This window comes from Enterococcus sp. LJL90 (assembly GCF_056924355.1).
In genome coordinates this window covers 14,219-33,087 of sequence record NZ_JBXPBQ010000009.1, presented here as the reverse complement: position 1 = coordinate 33,087, position 18,869 = coordinate 14,219, and the positions used below count along the sequence as shown (strand labels likewise).

Here is an 18,869-nt window from a genome sequence, read left to right as displayed (position 1 = left end):
ATACAAGGAATCCTACTTACATAATCTAAGTTACATTGAAATTTTGCAATCAAAGTTTTCTTCAATAAGAAAAGTAAAAAAAGTAGATTGAAATAGATAGAATTAAAACTAATTTGATTAAGAGTTTTGTTTTTATGGGCTTTTTAAAATGATTTCGAGTTCTAAAGCGTTCAATAGAGGAAAACAAAATTGGCAATTGAATTCCACAAAGAAATCAAACAAACTTGGCTGAATTTGAAAGATAAGCTCACCAACACAACTTATTCACTCTTACAAACACCGAATCCAAAATACAATCCACATTCATTTCAACAAGAATCAAAACCAAATAATTCCACTCTTTACTCTTCAAATGTTTCACGTGAAACATTTGAAGAGTAAAGTTCGTCAGAGATAAGGTTTTATGATAAAATATAGCATATATTTTGAGAGGCGAGGCCATGAATAAAATAAAAAAGAGAATCAAGAATAGTTTAATCCTGTTGGCTTGCTTATGCATTCTCAAGTTGGTTTTAGTCAACGTTTTCTTTGTGAATTATCAGGTTTTAATCACCAGCATTCTCTTCTTACTAGATATATTGATGCTGGTCATCTATTTTTTTGTCACACGTTCAATACAATTGAAGGATGATGAAAAGATTAAAGAAGCCAATCGGCAGGCGGTAGATACGGTTTCCTATGTTTCTTCAAAAATGCCGATGGGAATTGTTGTTTGGAATGATAAACGAGAAATTGATTGGTTGAATTCTTATGCGGATCAAATGTTTACTGAAAAAAATATCGACGGGAAAGAATTTGCAACAACCTTGATTGAGTTATTGAAATCCAATAAAGACACCTTCAAGTTAGGTCGAAACACTTATCGAGTAAGTTTTGACGCGGAAAAGCAATTGGCCTATTTTTTTGACATTACTGAGGAAGAAACTATAAAGGCCCGAATTCATGACAGCCAGCCAGTTGTTGGAGTGCTTTCCTTTGATAATTATGATGATGCTGTAGATAAAATGGATGACAAAGAAATTTCTTATTTTAATTCCTTTTTGACCACGCTGGTTTCTGATTGGATGGAGGACTTCGGTGTTTATGTCAAAAGGCTGAATGCAGAAAAGTATTTTTTTATCAGCCGCTATGAAGATCTGACTAAGATGAAGGAGAAAAAGTTTGATCTGCTGGATATCTTGCGAAAAGAAGCTGAGAATCAAAATTTTCCAATAACTATCAGTATCGGGATTTCCTTTGGCGAAGGCAGCTTGGACAAAATTGGTGATGTTGCCCAAAATAACTTGGATATGGCTTTGATACGGGGCGGTGATCAGGTTGTGATTAAAGATGTAGCTGATAATGCGAAGCCAATGTATTTTGGTGGGAAATCTTCAGCTAAGACAAAAAGAACGCGTGTTCGTAGTCGGGCAATTAGTACCGCTTTGCAACGGATTTTTTCACAGGCAACAGATATCTACATCATGGGGCATCGTTATCCAGATATGGATGCCTTGGGCTCGGCGTATGGCGTTTATGCCTTAGCTGAATTTTCAAAGAAGGAAGCCTGGATTGTTTTAGATCAAACGGAAATTATTCCGGATGTACAACGTTGTTTGCAGGAAATCCATAAGGTCCCTGAATTGGAGCAACGTCTAGTTTCGCCAGAGGATGCGATGAAAAATGTTAAGGAGAATTCATTGCTGGTGATGGTTGATTACCATAAGCCATCGCTATCCATCTCCGAGAAGCTCTATGAGAAATTTCAAAACATCGTCATCATTGATCACCACCGCAGAGGCGAGGAGTTTCCTGAAAATCCTTTGTTGACATATATCGAATCTTCGGCTTCTTCAGCTTCTGAATTAGTTGCTGAACTGGTTCAACAACAGAGCAGTCAAGTAAATTACCTTGACAAGATGGAAGCGACTTTATTGTTAGCTGGGATGGTGGTCGATACGAAGAGTTTTGAAGTGCGGACTAGCGCGCGAACGTTTGATTTTGCCAGTTATCTGCGCAGTGTAGGTGCAGATGCTCCGATGATTCGCTATTTGATTTCAACTGATTTAAGCAACTATTTAGAAATCAGCTCATTGATTGCTAAGAGCGAGTTTGTCACATCTGATATCGTTGTCGCAAATGGGGCTGAAACGGCCAAATACGACAGTGTGACGGCTGCTAAGACCGCAGATACGTTGCTCTCGATGTACGGAATCAATGCGGCCTTTGTAATTACTAAGCGAACTGACGGATTGATTGGCATAAGTGCCCGCAGTTCTGGTACAATTAATGTGCAGATGATTATGGAGAAATTAAACGGCGGCGGCCATTTTAACAATGCCGCTACCCAATTAAGTGATATGACCATTGATCAGGCCAAGGAAGTTCTACTGAAAGCGATTAATGAAAATATCAATGAATTATATGAAGAGGAGTAGTTGATTATGAAAGTAGTATTCTTGCAAGACGTAAAAGGCAAAGGGAAAAAAGGGGAAGTCAAAGAGGTTCCCACTGGCTATGCGCAAAATTATTTGCTAAAAAATAATTTGGCTAAAGAAGCTAACCGCAGCGCTTTAAGTGAGGTTGCCGGTCAAAAGAAAGCCCAAGAAAAACATCAAGCAGAAATTCTAGCAGAAGCAGAAGCATTAAAAGCTGTGATTGATAAAGAAGAGACTGTGGTTGAACTAAAAGCTAAGGCTGGTGAAGACGGCCGTTTGTTCGGCTCCATTCCCTCTAAGCAAATTGCTGATGCCTTCAATAAGCAGTTTGGACTAAAATTAGACAAACGTAAAATGGAAATGAATGAACCAATCAAAGCGCTGGGCTATACAAAAGTCCCAGTCAAATTACATCCGCAAGTTACAGCAACCATCACGGTTCATGTGACCGAAGAGTAAAGGAAATCTTAATGATTCCGGCAATCCTGCCTCGTTGCGGATTGCTTTTTTTTTCGTTACAATAGGTACACTAGATTGCAGTACGATTTGAAGGTACTGAGTAGGAGCGTTTAAAATGGCAGAAGTTTGGCAAGATCGTATGCCGCCACAGAATATTGAAGCAGAGCAGGCCGTTTTAGGGTCCATTTTTTTAGAAGCGGATGCTTTGCCGGATGCTTTAGAATTTATTGAAGCCAAAGATTTTTACCGTCGCAGTCATCAGATTATTTTTGAAACGATGAACACGTTGAGTGATCGCAATGAAGCTATTGACTTTGTGACGGTAAAAGCTCAGCTGGAGCAAAATAATCTTTTAGAAGATGCTGGTGGACTGGATTATTTATCGGAATTAGTGATGAGTGTTCCGACTGCAGCAAACATTGGCTATTATGCCAAAATTGTTGAAGAACAATCTCTTTTAAGAAATTTAATTCAAACAGCAACCTCTATTGTCACTAAGGGCTTCGAGCAAGGGGAAGATGTTCAATCCATTTTAGATGATGCCGAAACCCGCATTTTGGAAGTAGCGGAAAAACGCAATCGCAGCGGTTTTTTACAAATTGCGGATGTTTTAACCGCCTCTGTCCAAAATATTGAACGCCTGTCTTTAAATAATGAAGAAATCACGGGTTTGCCAACTGGTTATCAAGCATTGGATAAAATGACAGCAGGTTTGCAAGCGGAAGAGCTGATTATCTTAGCTGCCCGACCGGCTGTTGGTAAAACGGCCTTTGCCTTGAACATTGCCCAAAATGTCGGCACGAAGACGGATCGTTCGGTAGCCATTTTCAGTTTGGAAATGGGAGCAGAGTCACTGGTTAATCGGATGTTGTGTGCTGAGGGCTCCATAGAAGCGGCTCATTTGCGGACAGGACAGCTTTCAGAGGAAGAGTGGTCCAATTTGATTATGGCGATGGGAAGCCTCTCAAAAGCCAATATATTCATTGATGATACTCCTGGGATAAAAATCACCGAGATTCGTGCGAAATGCCGCAAGTTAGCTCAAGAGCGGGGCAATCTTGGTTTGATTTTAATTGACTACCTGCAATTGATTGAAGGTACCGGTCGGGAAAATCGTCAACAGGAAGTCTCGGAAATTTCTCGGCAGTTGAAAAAGCTCGCCAAGGAATTAAAGGTGCCCATCATTGCTTTGTCTCAGCTTTCTCGTGGTGTGGAACAAAGACAGGACAAACGGCCGGTCTTGAGTGATATTCGGGAATCGGGTTCGATTGAACAGGATGCGGACATCGTGGCATTTTTATATCGGGATGACTATTATGATCGGGAAGGTGGCGAGGACGACAACAATGTGCCGGAACCACCAGCTAATGACAATATTGTCGAGGTTATCATTGAAAAAAACCGGAGCGGTGCCAGGGGAACAGTCGAACTGCTTTTTATCAAGGAATATAATAAATTCTCCTCCCTCTCGCCAAGAGTTGAATTTTAATAATTAAGCATAAAAAAGCGCCAGCTGAAAGTTAGCTTCAAAAACTAACTTCTAGCTGGCGCTTTTCATTTAATAAGTGTTCAAACTAACACTGAAGGCGTCATTCATGGCTTGTGAGGCATCATCGACCGAAACAGCCTCCACAAATCGTCCTTGGACCACTAGCCGCATGCTGCCAGAGGCGTTACAGGTTACCAAAGTGACTAACGTTTCATCCGGCACGTCGTCGATTAAGTAGCCGGAATAGGGAGATACTATTTCAGAATAAAAAATTTCGTAGGTAAAGACCCGATCTAAATCGGTCAGGTAAATTAAATCGCCGAGTTGGGCATTTTCTAATGGGCCAAACAATAAACTATTGTTGACGGCTTTATGACTGGCCAGAGCATAATTACGCTCCCCCATTACTTGATCTTCCCTTAAGGTACCGGCGCCATAAAATAATGCGGCGTAATTCGTCCCTTTAAAAATTGGCAAATTGATGTTGACGCTAGGAATCGCAATCGCCCCTAATGTCGCAAATTCATTATTTTCAAATTGCGCTCGAATGACCGCTTCGGAACTGATGGGAATCACTTCATCGAAATCAAAGGTTGCATCGGCATTTTGATTGCGCAAAATATCTTCCCTCGTGACCGTTTCTAACGCATATCTGTCCGTGTTTTGCTGAATCAGCCAATCTTTTATGTAATCATTAAAAATCAAAGCTAAGCCAATTAATAATAGTAAAACGGCTAGTATGTTGGCCACCCAGCGAATGATTCTTTTTTTCTTCGTTGCTTTTTTTCTTGCTGCTGGTTTCTTTTTACCCTTGGGCATGATTTCCCCCCTTTAAACTGCCCACTAAAGTGAACTTTTCCTTTCATTAACTGTAACCGATTTAAAGAAATTTTTAAAGGGTTAGTCGTTTTATTAAAATAAATCTATTAAATCCGACGCTCGTTCACCTTTAAGTTTCAAAAAAATTTGAAACGAATAAAATTGTTCGTGTTTTACTCCGTTTGAAGAAAAAAATCCGAATAATTTTCGAGTTTTATTTGCTTATGGGATAGAGAATTGTTACAATAATGCAGGACAAAATAATTAGAACGAGGTGTTCGTATGTCATCAGTCGTAGTTGTTGGAACGCAATGGGGAGATGAAGGTAAAGGAAAGATTACTGACTTCCTCAGTGAAAATGCTGAAGTGATTGCCCGTTATCAAGGTGGAGACAACGCTGGTCATACTATCAAATTTGATGGCGTGACTTACAAATTGCATTTGATTCCGTCAGGGATTTTTTACAAAGATAAAATCAGTGTCATTGGTAATGGCGTGGTGGTCAATCCTAAGTCGTTGGTGAAGGAATTGGCTTATTTGCATGAACAAGGCGTGACAACAGAAAACTTACGAATTTCTGATCGAGCTCATGTGATTTTACCTTATCATATCAAATTGGATCAACTGCAAGAGGATGCGAAGGGTGATAATAAAATCGGTACCACCATCAAAGGCATTGGACCGGCTTACATGGATAAAGCCGCCCGCGTGGGGATTCGGATTGCTGATTTACTAGATAAAGAAATTTTTGCAGAGCGCCTGCAGGTGAATTTAGAAGATAAAAATCGCCAGTTTACTAAAATGTATGACTGCGAAGGCATGAATTTTGACGATATTTTTGAAGAATATTTTGAATACGGTCAACAAATTAAAAAATATGTCACGGATACTTCCGTGATTTTAAATGATGCTTTAGATGAAGGCCGTCGTGTATTGTTTGAAGGGGCCCAAGGTGTGATGTTGGACATCGACCAAGGGACGTATCCTTTCGTGACTTCTTCTAATCCAGTGGCTGGTGGGGTAACTATCGGTAGCGGCGTTGGCCCTTCGAAAATCAATAAAGTGGTCGGCGTGTGTAAAGCTTATACCTCTCGGGTAGGAGATGGCCCATTTCCGACTGAATTATTTGATGAAACTGGCGAGCAGATTCGTGAAGTCGGCAAAGAATATGGTACAACAACGGGACGTCCGCGGCGTGTGGGTTGGTTTGATTCTGTTGTGATGCGTCACTCTAAACGGGTATCAGGCATTACCAATCTCTCTTTAAATTCAATCGATGTCTTGAGCGGCTTAGACAAAGTCAAAATTTGTACCGCTTATGATTTGGATGGGGAATTGATTTATCATTACCCTGCGAGCTTGAAGGAATTGAATCGCTGTAAACCTGTCTATGAAGAATTGCCTGGCTGGTCTGAAGATATCACCGGCTGTCGCACATTAGGTGAATTACCAGAAAATGCCCGTAACTATGTGCGCCGCATTTCTGAATTAGTCGGCGTCCGTATTTCAACCTTCTCTGTCGGACCTGACCGTAACCAAACCAATATTTTGGAAAGTGTTTGGTCACAGATTTAAAACAGAAAGCTCTGAAGAGTCATCGTGAGACGGCTTTTCAGAGCTTTTAAAATTTTCCTAGTAAAGAAGCTCGCCTGCAAACGGTTGAACAACTTTTTAGAAGTAAAATCACCTGCAAAATGGTATGATATTTACAAATAAGTATTTAGGGGGGAAACCATGTATCAGATTATGACGGATTCTTGCTGTGATATTCCCTATCAAATTCTGCAGGAGAAGGCGGTCACGTTTATTCCTATGCTGGTGCAGATGGATGGACATGAATATCCTGATGACTTAGGGGAAACCTTTGATTATCCGAAATTTTTGGCGGAGATTCAGCGGGGCTCGCAGCCGACGACTTCCCAAATTAATGTCGGACGCTATTTAGAATTTTTTAAAGGCTATGTGGATCAAAATATTCCGGTGCTGTACCTGTGCTTTTCTTCCGGGTTGAGCGGTTCTTATCAAAGCGCTCTGCAGGCCGTAGAGATGCTGCGGGAGGAATATGATAAAGACCCGCAAGTTTATGTTTTAGATACGCTAGCGGCCAGTTTAGGGCAGGGCCTGTTGGTTTTGAAGGCAGCTGAACTGCGGGATAGTGGCTTAGCTTTAGCGGAAATCGTGGCAGAACTTGAAAAAATTAAAATGACAGTGCAATCTTGGGTGACCGTTGATGACTTGGACCATCTGCATCGGGGCGGCCGGATTTCTAAAACAGCAGCAACACTGGGCGGTTTGATGAACGTCAAACCGATTATTAATGTCGATGCTGCTGGAAAATTACAAAATGTCGGCAAAACACGCGGGCGTAATAAAGCTCTGCAAAAAGTTGTCGAAGAAACTACTGCATTGATTGAACATCCAGAACAACAGCAATTATTATTAGCATATGCCGGTGACCTTGAAAGTGCTGAGAAGGTCAAAGAGATGGTCTTAGCTCAGCTACCGGTCAAAGGCCTTGATTTATATCCATTAGGCCCAACGATTACCAGCCATACGGGGTATGGTTGTATCGCATTATTTTCCTATGGTGCTGTGAGACAGTAGCAAATAAAAACGAGGAGTGAAAATTAGCTTTTAGGCTAACTTCACTCCTCGTTTATTTTTTATTTCATTGTGGCTAATTGTTTTTGGACTTCAGGATTTTCTAAGAAGTCGTCATAGGTTGTTTCCGCCCGGTCAACCACGCCTTTATCGGAGATGGCAATAATCCGATTGGCCAAAGTTTGAATAAACTGATGGTCATGGGATGCAAACAACAGTGAGCCGGTGAAAGCAATTAAGCCATCATTTAAAGCAGTGATTGATTCCAAGTCCAAGTGGTTAGTCGGGTCATCTAAAACCAAAACATTAGCTTTTGACAGCATCATTTTGGACAATAGACAGCGAACTTTTTCGCCACCGGATAAAACATTGACTGGTTTCAAGACTTCATCGCCGGAAAATAACATGCGACCTAAGAAACTGCGCAAGAAAGTATTGTCATCTTCTTCTTTTGAGGCAAATTGCCGCAGCCAATCTAAAATCGTCATCTCAGAATTAAATTCGCTAGTCGAATCCTTCGGTAAATAAGCTTGGCTGGTGGTAACACCCCAGCGGACAGAGCCGGTGTCAGGGGTAGTTTCCCCCATCAAAACTTTAAATAAAGTCGTGGTGACAATATCATTTTCGGCAACAAAGGCCACTTTGTCATCCTTATTTAAAGTGAAGGAAATATTGTCCAAGATTTTCTTGCCGTCGATCGTTACGCTGACATTGTCCACCTGCAATAAATCATTGCCGATTTCTCTTTCGGGTTTGAAGCCGACAAAAGGATAGCGGCGGGATGATGGTTGAATATCATCCAAGGTGATTTTATCCAGCATTTTTTTCCGGGAGGTCGCTTGTTTTGACTTCGAAGCGTTTGCGCTAAAACGTGCGATAAAGTCTTGCAGTTCTTTAATCTGTTCTTCTTTTTTAGCATTGGAATCAGCTTGCAGGCGAGCTGCCAGTTGGCTAGATTCCAACCAGAAGTCATAGTTGCCGACATAGAGTTTAATTTTGCTGAAATCAAGGTCGGCCATATGGGTGCAGACTTTGTTTAAAAAGTGGCGGTCATGGGAAACGACGATGACCGTATTTTCAAAATTAATTAAAAATTCTTCCAACCAGTTGATTGACTGAATATCCAAGCCGTTAGTCGGCTCGTCTAGTAAAAGGACATCAGGTTTGCCGAAAAGTGATTGAGCCAGCAGGACTTTAATTTTTTGACCAGCTGTCAGTTCGCTCATGTTTTGGTGGTGCAAGTCTTCTGGAATATTCAAACCTTGCAGCAAGACAGCTGCTTCTGGTTCAGCTTCCCAACCATTCAATTCCGCAAATTCGCCTTCTAATTCAGCGGCTTTGATGCCGTCTTCATCAGAAAAATCTTCCTTCATATAGATGGCATCTTTTTCCTTCATGACTTCATAGAGGCGCTTGTGGCCCATCATCACCGTTTCAATCACAGGAACATTTTCATAGTCGAAATGATTCTGACGCAATGTCGCCATCCGTTCATTTGGTCCTAAAGAAATGTTACCGGTGGTCGGTTGTAATTCGCCGGAAAGAATTTTTAAAAAGGTTGATTTACCAGCACCATTGGCACCGATTAAGCCGTAGCAATTGCCGGGAGTAAATTTTATCGTGACATCATCAAAAAGTTTACGATCAGGAAATTGTAAACTTACATCAGTTACAGTAATCAATGAATTATTTTCCTCGCTTTTTTTCATAGTGGGCACAGGGCCTCTAAGCATTATAGCGGGGAAAAGGGAAACTTTCAAGGCGCCTAGCCTCACAGGTCTAAATCTTTACCCAGCAGTCTGAAAACCGGTTCCTCCTTGCGCTCAACATATTTGGCACCGATAATACCGGTGAAAAGCGGTTGGCAATTTTTCTGGAAGCCATGCCAGTCGCAAATTTCCCGCATCCGCTCAATGATTTTCTTAGGCGTCAAATCAGGGTTTGGCTGATACACCACCAAAGTTTCCGACTCCCCACTAGCTGTTTCAAATTCTAAATGAAGTTCTAACATTTTCTTCATTCCTTTCAAAATTAGTCTTCACAATAAACACAATTTTTAACGGAAGAAAATAAACGCGGAAAAGTTTTCTTAAGGAAAAATCAAGAAATTTAAGGGGTAGTAGAGGAAAATCGTAAAAAAACTTACAAAGATAAACTTCTGCTAACAGATTCTCAAGCTCACTTTTAAGAGGAGTCTTGCAGGATCAAAGCAGTTCTTTGTAAGTTCAGGCAGTTATTCATTTACTCATCAAATAGGACAAATTCACGATATTTTCGGGCTAAAATAGTCAAAATAATATTTAAGCCAATCATGGAATTGCCGCCGCCGATTACCGGACTAGGCAGGTCTGTGATTTCATAATACAGTTGAAAGTCAGCGGCTTCTCCGAGAAAACTTTTGCCAAAGGCCGTGATACTGCAAATGGGTACTTTGTTCAGCTGTAAATTACGAATGGTGTCTTTAATGGCCGGCGTTTCTCCACTTAGAGAGGTGACAATCACTAAATCATCTGCAGTGAGCGTCTGGCTAATCATTTCGAAATTTGTCTCACCAGAAATCAGAAAATTTGGTCGGCCAGATAAAAATAAATCATTAGCAAAATCTTTAGTGTAATTATTTTGGGTGAAGCCAGTCGCATAGAGATGCAGCTGCTTGGCCTGTTTGATTTTATCCAATAAAGGCTGGAAATTGGTTTGCTCAGCGTATTGAAAGGTTTGCTCAATTTCTTTTTTCAAGGAGGCAACTAAATCAGTCGGCGCAATCGTCGCTTGAAAAAGCGATTGCTCAATTGAGTATTTCATCTCGGAAAAGCCGCGAAAACCTAATTTTTTGGCTAGGCGTAAAACCGAGCTTTTGGAAGATAACAGCACATCCCCAAGCTCAACAATCGATAATTTAATCACTTCTTGACGATGGTTGCGAATGTAGTAAACCATTTCTTGTTCATTTTCAGATAGGCTTTCGTAATTTATTTTAATATGTTGGTCGAAATTCATCAGCGCTCAGCTCCTCTCACCTCCATACTAGAAAAAAACCTGTGAGAAATCAAGCAGATTTCCCACAGGTTTTTAGGGGGTTATTTTAAAAGATAAACAAGCGCTTCATATGGTCGAAGGGGCATAGTAGCGGTTGGCTTTTTGGCAACGTCAGAATAGTTATGAATTAATAGTTGTGCATCTTTAAGTATTAACTCTGGAGGAACAGTGACGTTGACCTTTTCTTTGCTGAAGGAACATAGCACCAACAAAGTTTCCCCTTGATAGGTTCTCAGATAACTATAGACTGCTGAATCATTGTCATTAATCAGCTGATAATCACCCATTTGAATGATGGGATATTCTTTTCTAAGGACAATTAATTTTTGGTAATAATAAAAGACAGAATTTGCATCTGCTAAGGTGTCCTCAACATTAATCCAACGATTGTCCGGGGAATAATTAATCCACGGTTTGGCGTCGGAAAAGCCGCTATTGGCTTCACTGTTCCAAGGCATCGGCGTGCGGGCATTGTCCCGGGATTTTAGATAGATAGCCTTTTGAATAGCTGCCGGCGTTTCACCAGCGGCAGTCATTTCTTGATAAAAATATTTGGTTTCAATATCCTGATACTCAGAAATATCGGTGAAGGGCACGTTTTTCATCGCTAATTCCTCCCCTTGAAAAATAAAAGGGGTCCCCTTCATCATGTGGAGTAGCGTGGCTAACATTTTAGCAGAAATTTCCCGATATTCCCCATCATCACCAAAGCGGGTGACCGCCCGCGGTTGATCGTGATTACTCCAATATAGCGAGTTCCAGCCGTCAGCTAATTTTTCCTGCCATTCGCTTAAAGTATCCCGCAAATCGCTTAATTTGAAACGAATATCAGAAAACTTGCCGTATTTGCCATAGTCTAAATGCATATGATCAAAATGGAAAAGCATGTTTAATTCTTCCCGCTCAGGTAAGGTGTAAAGTTGCGCTTGACTGCTATTAGTGTTTGGCGTTTCGCCAACCGTCATCACATCGTAATGACTGAGGACTTCTTGGTGCATCTCATGTAAAAATTCATGGACACGGGGACCATTTGAAGCACCGGCGTAATAAGATTTGGTGTAAGCCAAAGTCTCAGGAGCATCGGGATAAGCTGGATCTTTGCTGATTAAACTGATAACATCCATGCGGAAGCCGTCAATGCCTAATTCAAACCATTTGCGCATCATAGCATAGATTTCTTGACGAAGTGTTTCATTTTCCCAATTTAAATCCGGCTGTTCTTTGGCAAAACAATGGAGATAATATTGGTTGCGGCTTTCAACATATTCCCAGGCAGGGCCGCCAAAGGTTGAACCCCAGTTGTTTGGCGTAGAACCATCTGGCTGCGGGTCCTTCCAAATATAGTAGTCAGCATAGGGATTGTCTTGATCTTTTTTGGATTCGACAAACCATTGATGTAAATCACTCGTATGATTGACGACTAAATCTAAAATAATGCGAATCTTTAATTCATGAGCCTTCGCTAATAATTCTTTAAAGTCAGCCATCGTGCCATACTGGGGTAAAATTTTTTCATAGTCAGCGATGTCATAGCCATTGTCGATTAAAGGGGAATCAAAAATCGGATTCAACCAAATCACATCAATCCCCAACTGTGCTAGATAAGGTAATTTTTCGATGATGCCTTGAAAATCGCCAATGCCATCATTGTTACTGTCTTTAAAACTCTGCGGGTAAACTTGATAGACGACACTATTTTTCCACCATTCAGCTGTCATTATTCATCATCCTCATCGATTGTTTGTTGGGCTAAGTAGTCATTCACATAAATAACTTGCTGCTGACCTTCTGCGACCCCTTGCCGCAACTGAGCAGGCTCAATTGGACTATCACTTAGAGGCAGCAAACAGGACATAATCACCGGTAAATTCATCCCCGCAATCACATGGATATTGGGTTGGTTTAGATATTTAGTGAAATTTTGATTGACGGACCCGCCGAGTAAATCGGTAAAAATTAAGGCTTCATCAGCAGCAGTGATGTCTGCCAATGCATCAGCAATTTCTTGATCAACCGGCGTATTAGTGGTGTAAGCGGCGATGGTTGTAATTGTACCGACGTTAGGCATAATATATTCTAAAGTATCCTTCATTCCCACCGCTAAATTATGGTGGCTGGCTAAAATAATTTTTCGCATAAGCTACTCCTTTTATGAAAAGTGACATTGCCATTAGTTAAAATAGAATCAAACTTCTTGAACAAGCTCTGGCAAGAGCCATTAAATATGGTCAATTTGCAGTACGAATCCACGGGTCCGCATCAGCAAATGTGCTTTCTGTCTTGCGGAGTCATAGGCCACAAAGACATGTATAAGATAGTTTGGGATGTTAACTGTTAAAAGACTAATGTCACAGGCTCCTAATTTTTTTTAAACGGTTAAGACACCGAAGAACGACAGAATTAAAGCTAAAATAATCACGGCGAAAATGATTTGAATGACACTCATTTTTTTGGTGGCAATCAGCTTGTATACTGCAAAGGTTAACAAGGCTGGCAATAAAGCTGGCATAATGCTGTCTAAAATTTGCGATTGAATCGGTAATTCGACTTCACCAGATTGAAAGACCAGGCCGACATTGATTTTAACAACTGAGGGAATTAATGCCCCCACTACTGTCAGCCCCATAATAGATGCCGCTTCGGTGAAGACTGAAATCTTTGCGCCTAAAGCTGTTACCAATTTGATACCGGATGTATAGCCGATAGAAAATAATTTAAAGCGGAAAAACAAGAAGAAAATGTTTAGCAGCAGCCAGATAATCGCTCCTGTTGGATTACCTTCAAGCCCCATGTAAGCAGCAATTGAACCCATGATTGTTGGATACAAGACCCAAACTAAGGTATCACCGACGCCGGCTAATGGCCCCATCATACCGGTTTTAAAGTTTTGCACGGCCTCCAATGAATCGACACCGTCTTTTTCCTCCATTGCCAAACTGGCCCCTAATAATAGGTTGGCCATCCAAGTGGTTGTGTTGAAATACTTAAACTGATTGTTGATTGAAGCGACATAATCCTCATCATTAGGATGAATCTTCCGCAACGCTTTTTCCAAGCCGTAAACAACAGCCGGACCTTGTTGATTTTCGTAATTAAAAATGTTACAAGCCATAAACATATAGCGAAAAGCGGCTTGATTGATATCTTTTTTAGTTAATTTTGTTTCGGGATTATTCATCAAAGTCATCTCCTTCATCAACTGTGCCGACTTCTGTGGCTGCTTCTGGGCTGCTCTTCTTCATTTCAGTCGTGAAGAAGTAATAGGCCAAAGCGAAACCGACAATTGAAACACCAAGAATTGGCAGATTCAAGTAAGCCGCTAAAACGAAGCCCAATAAAAGCATCGTCAGATATTTTTTGACTGGCATTACTTGGAGCAATAATGCAATCCCGACAACTGGGAGCATACTGCCGGCAATTGACAAGCCGTTAGTAAACCATTCTGGTACGAAGTTCAAAATCAAATTGACAATCCGGTCACCGAATAACACACAGAGAGCGGTCGGTACAGCGGTTGTTAAACCGAAGATAACGGGGCCCAACCATAAAATACGATTCATTTTTTTGAAATTCATTTGATTGGCAGCAGTTTGAGCCGCATGAGTCACATAGGTATTTAAAATTTTGGCTAAAACATCTAATTGAATTCCCAACATCCCAACCGGTACGCCAACTGCTAATGCAACAGCCTTAGCTTCTTCAATATTATTTGTTGTTCGGATGGCAACATAAATGCCGACTAAAGCCGCTAAGCCCCAGTTAGGGACGGAGGAGCCGCCGATATTTGCTACGCCTAATGCCATTAGCTGGAAAGTTCCGCCGATGACCATAGCCGTTGCCATGTCCCCCATAATAATGCCTGCAAAGAGCGCTACCATAATTGGGAACCAAGTTGTTACAACCAAGCCCTGTTGGTCCCAGACCATCCAGATTGATAATGCGATAATTAATAGTCCTTGTATAATTTCCATGGGAAGGCCACCTTACTTTTTTATTTAATATATGTTGCTAAACTTTCTTCTGCATCACCCGGAACAAAATGGAAGGTCACAGGAATACCCATTGCTTCTAATTTTTTCAAATCAGCAACTTCTTTTTCATCCACAGAAACCATTTTTTTCACGGTTTCTTTGCCTTCGCCGTCAAAGATAATCCCGATATTGACTTTAGGAATTTTGACACCGCCTTCAGCCAAGCGAATTAAAGTTTCCGGTTCCCTAACAATCATAAAGACATTGTGGCTATCGTATTTGCCGCTATTAAAATTCGTAATCGCAGTCTCAACATCAATGATTGACATGCCAGTGCCAGCTGGTTTACTCATGCGCATGGCTGCCTTTTGGACTTCATCTTTGCTGACTTCATCGTCCACCACCATTAAACGTTTTGCTTTAGTAGCACCGGCCCACTGGGTAACAACAATTCCGTGAATTAAACGCTGATCGATTCTTGCTAATACTAGTCCCATATTATATTTCCCCTTTGATTTAAATCTGTTTTTTATTTTTTTGGTTAACAGATTTTTTATTTTGTGATCGTTTACAATTTGCAGTATAGAGCCAAAAAAGGTCAGAAACAATAGTTTGCCGTCTTTCTGGGAAACGACTGTTTTTCTTGGTATAAGTGTCATTTGGCCGGGAAAATTCCCTGAGAAATTGATTCAGATCTATCATTAGGGCATCACAGCTATTCATTCAGTTAAAAATTAAGTATAGTGAAAGCATTGGAAATTAAGATAAATTATCAAGTGGTGGAGGGAGTTAAAACTATGATCAGACACATCGTCAGCTGGAATTTAAAACAGAAATTTTCGGCTGCTGAAAAGCGCCGAAATGCAGAGCAGTTGAAGCGGAATTTAGAAGGGTTAAAGGCGATTATTCCTGGGATTATTTCCTTTGAGGTGGTGCTGGATTTATTGCCAACTAGTAATCATGATGTGGCAGTCTACAGCTTATTTGAAAGTGCTGAGGCATTGGCAGCCTACCAAATTCATCCGGAGCATGTGCGGGTGAGTAATTGGGCCAGTAGTGTAGTAAAAAATCGGGTTTGCCTTGATTTTGAAGAATAGATAAAAAAACAAAGCACAGCGATTTTACCCGCTGTGCTTTGTTTTTATTTTCAGAGAATTATTTTAGGAATTCATTTAATGTTGGCAGGTCATGCACGCCATAACGTTCTTTGAAGGCGGCAATTTCGTCTGCTGGGAATTTGTCAGGGTCTAAATGCAAATCTTCCACCGGTAATGGGCGATCGTTTTTGATTTTAACATCTATTACGACTGGGCCATCACTGTTTTTAGCTGCATCAAAGGCGGCTGGCAATTGAGAAATTTCGGTAATTGTGAAGCCTTTTGCGCCGAGGGCTTCGCCGGCTTTACCAAAGTCAGCGCCTTCTAGGAAGACCCCAAATTCTTTTTGGCCACTGTCTTCTTGTTCGGCTTCAATAAAGCCAAAGGAATTATTCGAGAAGACGATGTTGATGATTGGCAATTTGTATTTGGCTTGGGTGATGATGTCTTGCATCACCATGGCAAAACCACCGTCACCACTAAAGGTAAAGACTTGGCGGTCAGGGAAACTTAATTGAGCGGCAATCCCGCCTGGTACACCATTTCCCATAGTTGCAAACCAACCAGAAGTCGTGTGCAATTGTTGGCCGTTTAAATCTAAATTACGAATCGATTGAATAGTTGAATTACCAACATCTGTGACAAAGACGGCACTGTCTTCAGCGATGCGTTTGACTTGTTTGTAAACTGGTTCTGGTGATAAATCACCTTCAGTCACATCCGCGCGGCTTTGTAACCAAGCCCGCCAGTTGACAATATTTTGTTGATTGGCAGCTAACCAAGCATCCGCTGGTCGAGCTTTACCAAATTCTACCAATTTACGCAAAGCTGTTGCGCCATCACCAAGCACAGTTAAATCAGTTTTATGGCGACGACCAAATTTGGAAGCATCAATATCAATTTGAACAAATTTGGCAGCTGGGTTAAAGAAGTAAGCAGCAAATGGGAAATCACTGCCGACAAATAAAATAAAATCAGCATCGGCTAACGCTTCGTTGGCGGGTTTGGTTGCGACCCGAGCCGCAAAGCCTAAAAAGTTGTGGTAGCTGTCAGGAATAATTCCTTTGGCTAAAACAGCGGCAGCCACCGGCATTGAAAAATGTTCAGAGAAGGCTTGCACGGCATCCGCTCCGCCGCGGACACCTTGACCCACATACAAGACAGGTTTTTTAGCTGCTTCAATCAAAGGCAAGACAGCTTTCAAATCAGCATCGTCTGGTTGAATCACGCCTTTTTTATGATTTTTAGCAGTTGAAATTTCTAAATCGTCAATTTCTGCATAGCCGTAATCAACAGGGATGGTCACCACTGCCACGCCGTTGTATTTATAAGCTGCTTTAATGGCTTCATCGACAACGTGGGGCAGACTTTCTGGCGTCATAACAGTGCGGTTGTAAACACTGACGTCAGCGAACATTGGATTTTCATTTAATTCTTGGAAGGAATTATAATTCATTGCTGTTGAAGCGACTTGACCTAATAGAGCAACGACTGGTACATGATCCATTTGGGCATCGTATAAGCCGTTGATTAAATGTGTAGCGCCTGGTCCAGCTGAACCAAAGACAGCGCCAACTTTGCCAGTTAATTTGGCATCAGCAGCAGCAGCAAGAGCTCCAACTTCTTCGTGACGTACTTGAATGTATTTAACTGATTCCCGTTCTTTGTACAAAGCGTCCATCGTTGAATTAAATGAGCCGCCAGGTATTCCATAGATATGGTCAATTCCCCAAGATTCGAAGACTTTGATCATTGCGACACCGGCATTAATTTTGTTTGCCATTTCTATCACTCCAATATCTTTTTTAGGATTTCTGAGGTCATTATAACGCGGATAATTTTTAAAAGAAAACAAATGCTCTTGAATAGTTTAGGCGAGCCTAGAAATTCGTTTTCTAATATGGTACTCTTGGGTTAGCGATTATTTTGACTTTTTATTTTTAAGAAATGAAAATGAAAAAGGAGGGGAAATTATGTTAGCATGGTTATTTGCGTTAAGTCCTTGGCAGCAGGCGCTGGTGGGGACAGGTTTTACTTATTTAATGACCGCTTTTGGAGCGGGGCTGGTCTTCTTTTTTAAAAATATCAAAAAAGAAGTCTTGAATTTTATGTTGGGCTTTGCCTCCGGCGTGATGATTGCAGCCAGTTTTTGGTCACTTCTTGATCCGGCCATCGCTCGGGCGGAGGAAAATGGTGACATCGCTTGGTTAGTGGTGGCAATCGGCTTTGGCTTTGGCGGATTATTTCTTTATATTTCAGATAAGACGATTCCCCATATGCACTTTGGGCCCAATCATGAAACTGAGGGGATTCCGACTCATTTAAAACGAACCATTTTGTTGGTTTTTTCGATTACACTCCACAATATTCCTGAAGGGCTGGCCGTTGGAGTGGCCTTTGGAGCAGCAGCCTCTGCGGATAATCCAAACGCAGCTGTTCTAGCCGCCATCTCAGTAGCTTTAGGGATTGGAATTCAAAACTTTCCAGAAGGTGCCGCCGTTTCGATTCCCTTACGACAAGAAGGTCTCAGCCGTTGGAAATCATTTCTTTACGGTCAGGCTTCAGGTATTGTTGAACCGATTGCCGGTGTCATTGGTGCTTTATTAGTCAGCCGAGTGACGGTTTTACTGCCATATGCTTTAGCCTTTGCGGCCGGCGCAATGATTTATGTAGTGGTGGAGGAATTAATTCCCGAAGCCCAACAAAGCATCACCAGCCGCCGTCACTTTGCGGTCTTTGGTGTGATGGTCGGCTTTTTGATTATGATGATTTTGGATGTAGCTTTAGGGTAAAAATGAATAAGAAAGTCTGGTGAAATGATAGCAACATTTCACCAGACTTTTTTTGTCTTGGCCGATTTTTCAGCGCTTGCTTTGAAGCAAAGTATTTCCGCTAGCTCCATCTTAAGGCTGATTTAAAAATCAGCCGAGAAAAGGATTTTTCAGGTGAGACTTCATGCTACACTGTGAAAGTTAAATAA

General features: G+C 41.3%; 18 protein-coding genes. 8 read left to right on the top strand and 10 right to left on the bottom strand.

The window, feature by feature from the left end; genetic code table 11:
• The first annotated feature begins 189 nt into the window (after nt 1–189).
• From AC1Z3S_RS16340 to dnaB, 4 genes are all read left to right on the top strand, one after another.
• Nucleotides 190–381: a hypothetical protein gene (locus tag AC1Z3S_RS16340; protein WP_461741245.1), complete on the top strand. Its 192-nt coding sequence runs from the start codon at nt 190–192 to the stop codon at nt 379–381.
• A 59-nt stretch (nt 382–440) separates the two neighbouring features.
• A complete protein-coding gene (locus AC1Z3S_RS16335) occupies nt 441–2,417 on the top strand; it encodes a DHH family phosphoesterase (RefSeq protein WP_461741244.1) in 1,977 nt (658 codons plus the stop codon).
• A gap of 6 nt (nt 2,418–2,423) precedes the next feature.
• Nucleotides 2,424–2,876: a 50S ribosomal protein L9 gene (gene rplI / locus AC1Z3S_RS16330; RefSeq protein ID WP_265459425.1), complete on the top strand. Its 453-nt coding sequence runs from the start codon at nt 2,424–2,426 to the stop codon at nt 2,874–2,876.
• Between the two features lie 115 nt (nt 2,877–2,991).
• Nucleotides 2,992–4,365, top strand: a complete 1,374-nt coding sequence (dnaB, locus tag AC1Z3S_RS16325; protein WP_461736046.1) for a replicative DNA helicase — start codon at nt 2,992–2,994, stop codon at nt 4,363–4,365.
• Between the two features lie 69 nt (nt 4,366–4,434).
• Here the strand turns inward: dnaB and AC1Z3S_RS16320 are convergent, their stop codons facing one another.
• Nucleotides 4,435–5,184, bottom strand: coding sequence for a class A sortase (locus AC1Z3S_RS16320; RefSeq protein ID WP_461741243.1), 750 nt, complete (start codon nt 5,182–5,184; stop codon nt 4,435–4,437).
• A 282-nt stretch (nt 5,185–5,466) separates the two neighbouring features.
• On the opposite strand from AC1Z3S_RS16320, the gene AC1Z3S_RS16315 reads away from it, so the two are divergent.
• Complete coding sequence (locus tag AC1Z3S_RS16315; protein WP_461741242.1) at nt 5,467–6,759, top strand: adenylosuccinate synthase; 1,293 nt, start codon at nt 5,467–5,469, stop codon at nt 6,757–6,759.
• 159 nt (nt 6,760–6,918) lie between these two features.
• Entirely contained in the window at nt 6,919–7,788 is an 870-nt protein-coding gene (locus tag AC1Z3S_RS16310; protein WP_461741241.1) for a DegV family protein, read from the top strand.
• A gap of 59 nt (nt 7,789–7,847) precedes the next feature.
• Here AC1Z3S_RS16310 and AC1Z3S_RS16305 read toward each other — a convergent pair whose 3' ends face one another.
• The 8 genes from AC1Z3S_RS16305 to AC1Z3S_RS16270 all read right to left on the bottom strand — a co-directional run bounded on the left by AC1Z3S_RS16305 (nt 7,848) and on the right by AC1Z3S_RS16270 (nt 15,289).
• Nucleotides 7,848–9,467 carry an ABC-F family ATP-binding cassette domain-containing protein gene (locus tag AC1Z3S_RS16305; RefSeq protein WP_461741337.1) on the bottom strand — a complete coding sequence of 540 codons (1,620 nt, stop codon included), beginning with the start codon at nt 9,465–9,467 and terminating at the stop codon, nt 7,848–7,850.
• Nucleotides 9,468–9,556: 89 nt separating this feature from the next.
• On the bottom strand, nt 9,557–9,796 hold the full coding sequence (locus tag AC1Z3S_RS16300; RefSeq protein ID WP_461741240.1) for a DUF2922 domain-containing protein: 240 nt from the start codon (nt 9,794–9,796) through the stop codon (nt 9,557–9,559).
• Nucleotides 9,797–10,026: 230 nt separating this feature from the next.
• Nucleotides 10,027–10,782, bottom strand: coding sequence for a MurR/RpiR family transcriptional regulator (locus AC1Z3S_RS16295; protein ID WP_461736041.1), 756 nt, complete (start codon nt 10,780–10,782; stop codon nt 10,027–10,029).
• A gap of 80 nt (nt 10,783–10,862) precedes the next feature.
• Nucleotides 10,863–12,539, bottom strand: a complete 1,677-nt coding sequence (locus tag AC1Z3S_RS16290; protein WP_461741239.1) for a glycoside hydrolase family 13 protein — start codon at nt 12,537–12,539, stop codon at nt 10,863–10,865.
• Nucleotides 12,539–12,958 (bottom strand): PTS sugar transporter subunit IIA, encoded by a 420-nt coding sequence (locus AC1Z3S_RS16285; RefSeq protein ID WP_461741238.1) that lies wholly within the window; start codon nt 12,956–12,958, stop codon nt 12,539–12,541. Before AC1Z3S_RS16285 ends, AC1Z3S_RS16290 begins: the two co-directional genes overlap by 1 nt.
• A 231-nt stretch (nt 12,959–13,189) precedes the next feature.
• On the bottom strand, nt 13,190–13,999 hold the full coding sequence (locus AC1Z3S_RS16280; RefSeq protein ID WP_461741237.1) for a PTS system mannose/fructose/sorbose family transporter subunit IID: 810 nt from the start codon (nt 13,997–13,999) through the stop codon (nt 13,190–13,192).
• Complete coding sequence (locus tag AC1Z3S_RS16275) at nt 13,992–14,792, bottom strand: PTS mannose/fructose/sorbose/N-acetylgalactosamine transporter subunit IIC (RefSeq protein WP_461741236.1); 801 nt, start codon at nt 14,790–14,792, stop codon at nt 13,992–13,994. Before AC1Z3S_RS16275 ends, AC1Z3S_RS16280 begins: the two co-directional genes overlap by 8 nt.
• Nucleotides 14,793–14,812: 20 nt before the next feature.
• Nucleotides 14,813–15,289, bottom strand: a complete 477-nt coding sequence (locus tag AC1Z3S_RS16270) for a PTS sugar transporter subunit IIB (protein WP_461741235.1) — start codon at nt 15,287–15,289, stop codon at nt 14,813–14,815.
• A 300-nt stretch (nt 15,290–15,589) separates the two neighbouring features.
• On the opposite strand from AC1Z3S_RS16270, the gene AC1Z3S_RS16265 reads away from it, so the two are divergent.
• Nucleotides 15,590–15,889 (top strand): Dabb family protein, encoded by a 300-nt coding sequence (locus AC1Z3S_RS16265; RefSeq protein WP_461741234.1) that lies wholly within the window; start codon nt 15,590–15,592, stop codon nt 15,887–15,889.
• A 58-nt stretch (nt 15,890–15,947) separates the two neighbouring features.
• Here the strand turns inward: AC1Z3S_RS16265 and spxB are convergent, their stop codons facing one another.
• Nucleotides 15,948–17,672 carry a pyruvate oxidase gene (gene spxB, locus AC1Z3S_RS16260; protein ID WP_461741233.1) on the bottom strand — a complete coding sequence of 575 codons (1,725 nt, stop codon included), beginning with the start codon at nt 17,670–17,672 and terminating at the stop codon, nt 15,948–15,950.
• A gap of 190 nt (nt 17,673–17,862) precedes the next feature.
• Between spxB and AC1Z3S_RS16255 the strand changes: the two genes are divergently transcribed.
• Nucleotides 17,863–18,681 (top strand): ZIP family metal transporter, encoded by an 819-nt coding sequence (locus AC1Z3S_RS16255; RefSeq protein WP_461736033.1) that lies wholly within the window; start codon nt 17,863–17,865, stop codon nt 18,679–18,681.
• The last annotated feature ends 188 nt before the right edge of the window (nt 18,682–18,869 follow it).

Bases quoted from the DNA above. Each gene is read 5' to 3' on its own strand.
- AC1Z3S_RS16295 (WP_461736041.1), bottom strand. From the start codon at position 10,782: ATGAATTTCGACCAACATATTAAAATAAATTACGAAAGCCTATCTGAA.
- AC1Z3S_RS16315 (WP_461741242.1), top strand. From the start codon at position 5,467: ATGTCATCAGTCGTAGTTGTTGGAACGCAATGGGGAGATGAAGGTAAA.
- spxB (WP_461741233.1), bottom strand. From the start codon at position 17,672: ATGGCAAACAAAATTAATGCCGGTGTCGCAATGATCAAAGTCTTCGAA.
- rplI (WP_265459425.1), top strand. From the start codon at position 2,424: ATGAAAGTAGTATTCTTGCAAGACGTAAAAGGCAAAGGGAAAAAAGGG.
- AC1Z3S_RS16255 (WP_461736033.1), top strand. From the start codon at position 17,863: ATGTTAGCATGGTTATTTGCGTTAAGTCCTTGGCAGCAGGCGCTGGTG.
- AC1Z3S_RS16265 (WP_461741234.1), top strand. From the start codon at position 15,590: ATGATCAGACACATCGTCAGCTGGAATTTAAAACAGAAATTTTCGGCT.
- AC1Z3S_RS16290 (WP_461741239.1), bottom strand. From the start codon at position 12,539: ATGACAGCTGAATGGTGGAAAAATAGTGTCGTCTATCAAGTTTACCCG.
- dnaB (WP_461736046.1), top strand. From the start codon at position 2,992: ATGGCAGAAGTTTGGCAAGATCGTATGCCGCCACAGAATATTGAAGCA.
- AC1Z3S_RS16320 (WP_461741243.1), bottom strand. From the start codon at position 5,184: ATGCCCAAGGGTAAAAAGAAACCAGCAGCAAGAAAAAAAGCAACGAAG.
- AC1Z3S_RS16275 (WP_461741236.1), bottom strand. From the start codon at position 14,792: ATGGAAATTATACAAGGACTATTAATTATCGCATTATCAATCTGGATG.
- AC1Z3S_RS16280 (WP_461741237.1), bottom strand. From the start codon at position 13,999: ATGAATAATCCCGAAACAAAATTAACTAAAAAAGATATCAATCAAGCC.
- AC1Z3S_RS16300 (WP_461741240.1), bottom strand. From the start codon at position 9,796: ATGTTAGAACTTCATTTAGAATTTGAAACAGCTAGTGGGGAGTCGGAA.
- AC1Z3S_RS16270 (WP_461741235.1), bottom strand. From the start codon at position 15,289: ATGGGACTAGTATTAGCAAGAATCGATCAGCGTTTAATTCACGGAATT.
- AC1Z3S_RS16310 (WP_461741241.1), top strand. From the start codon at position 6,919: ATGTATCAGATTATGACGGATTCTTGCTGTGATATTCCCTATCAAATT.
- AC1Z3S_RS16285 (WP_461741238.1), bottom strand. From the start codon at position 12,958: ATGCGAAAAATTATTTTAGCCAGCCACCATAATTTAGCGGTGGGAATG.
- AC1Z3S_RS16335 (WP_461741244.1), top strand. From the start codon at position 441: ATGAATAAAATAAAAAAGAGAATCAAGAATAGTTTAATCCTGTTGGCT.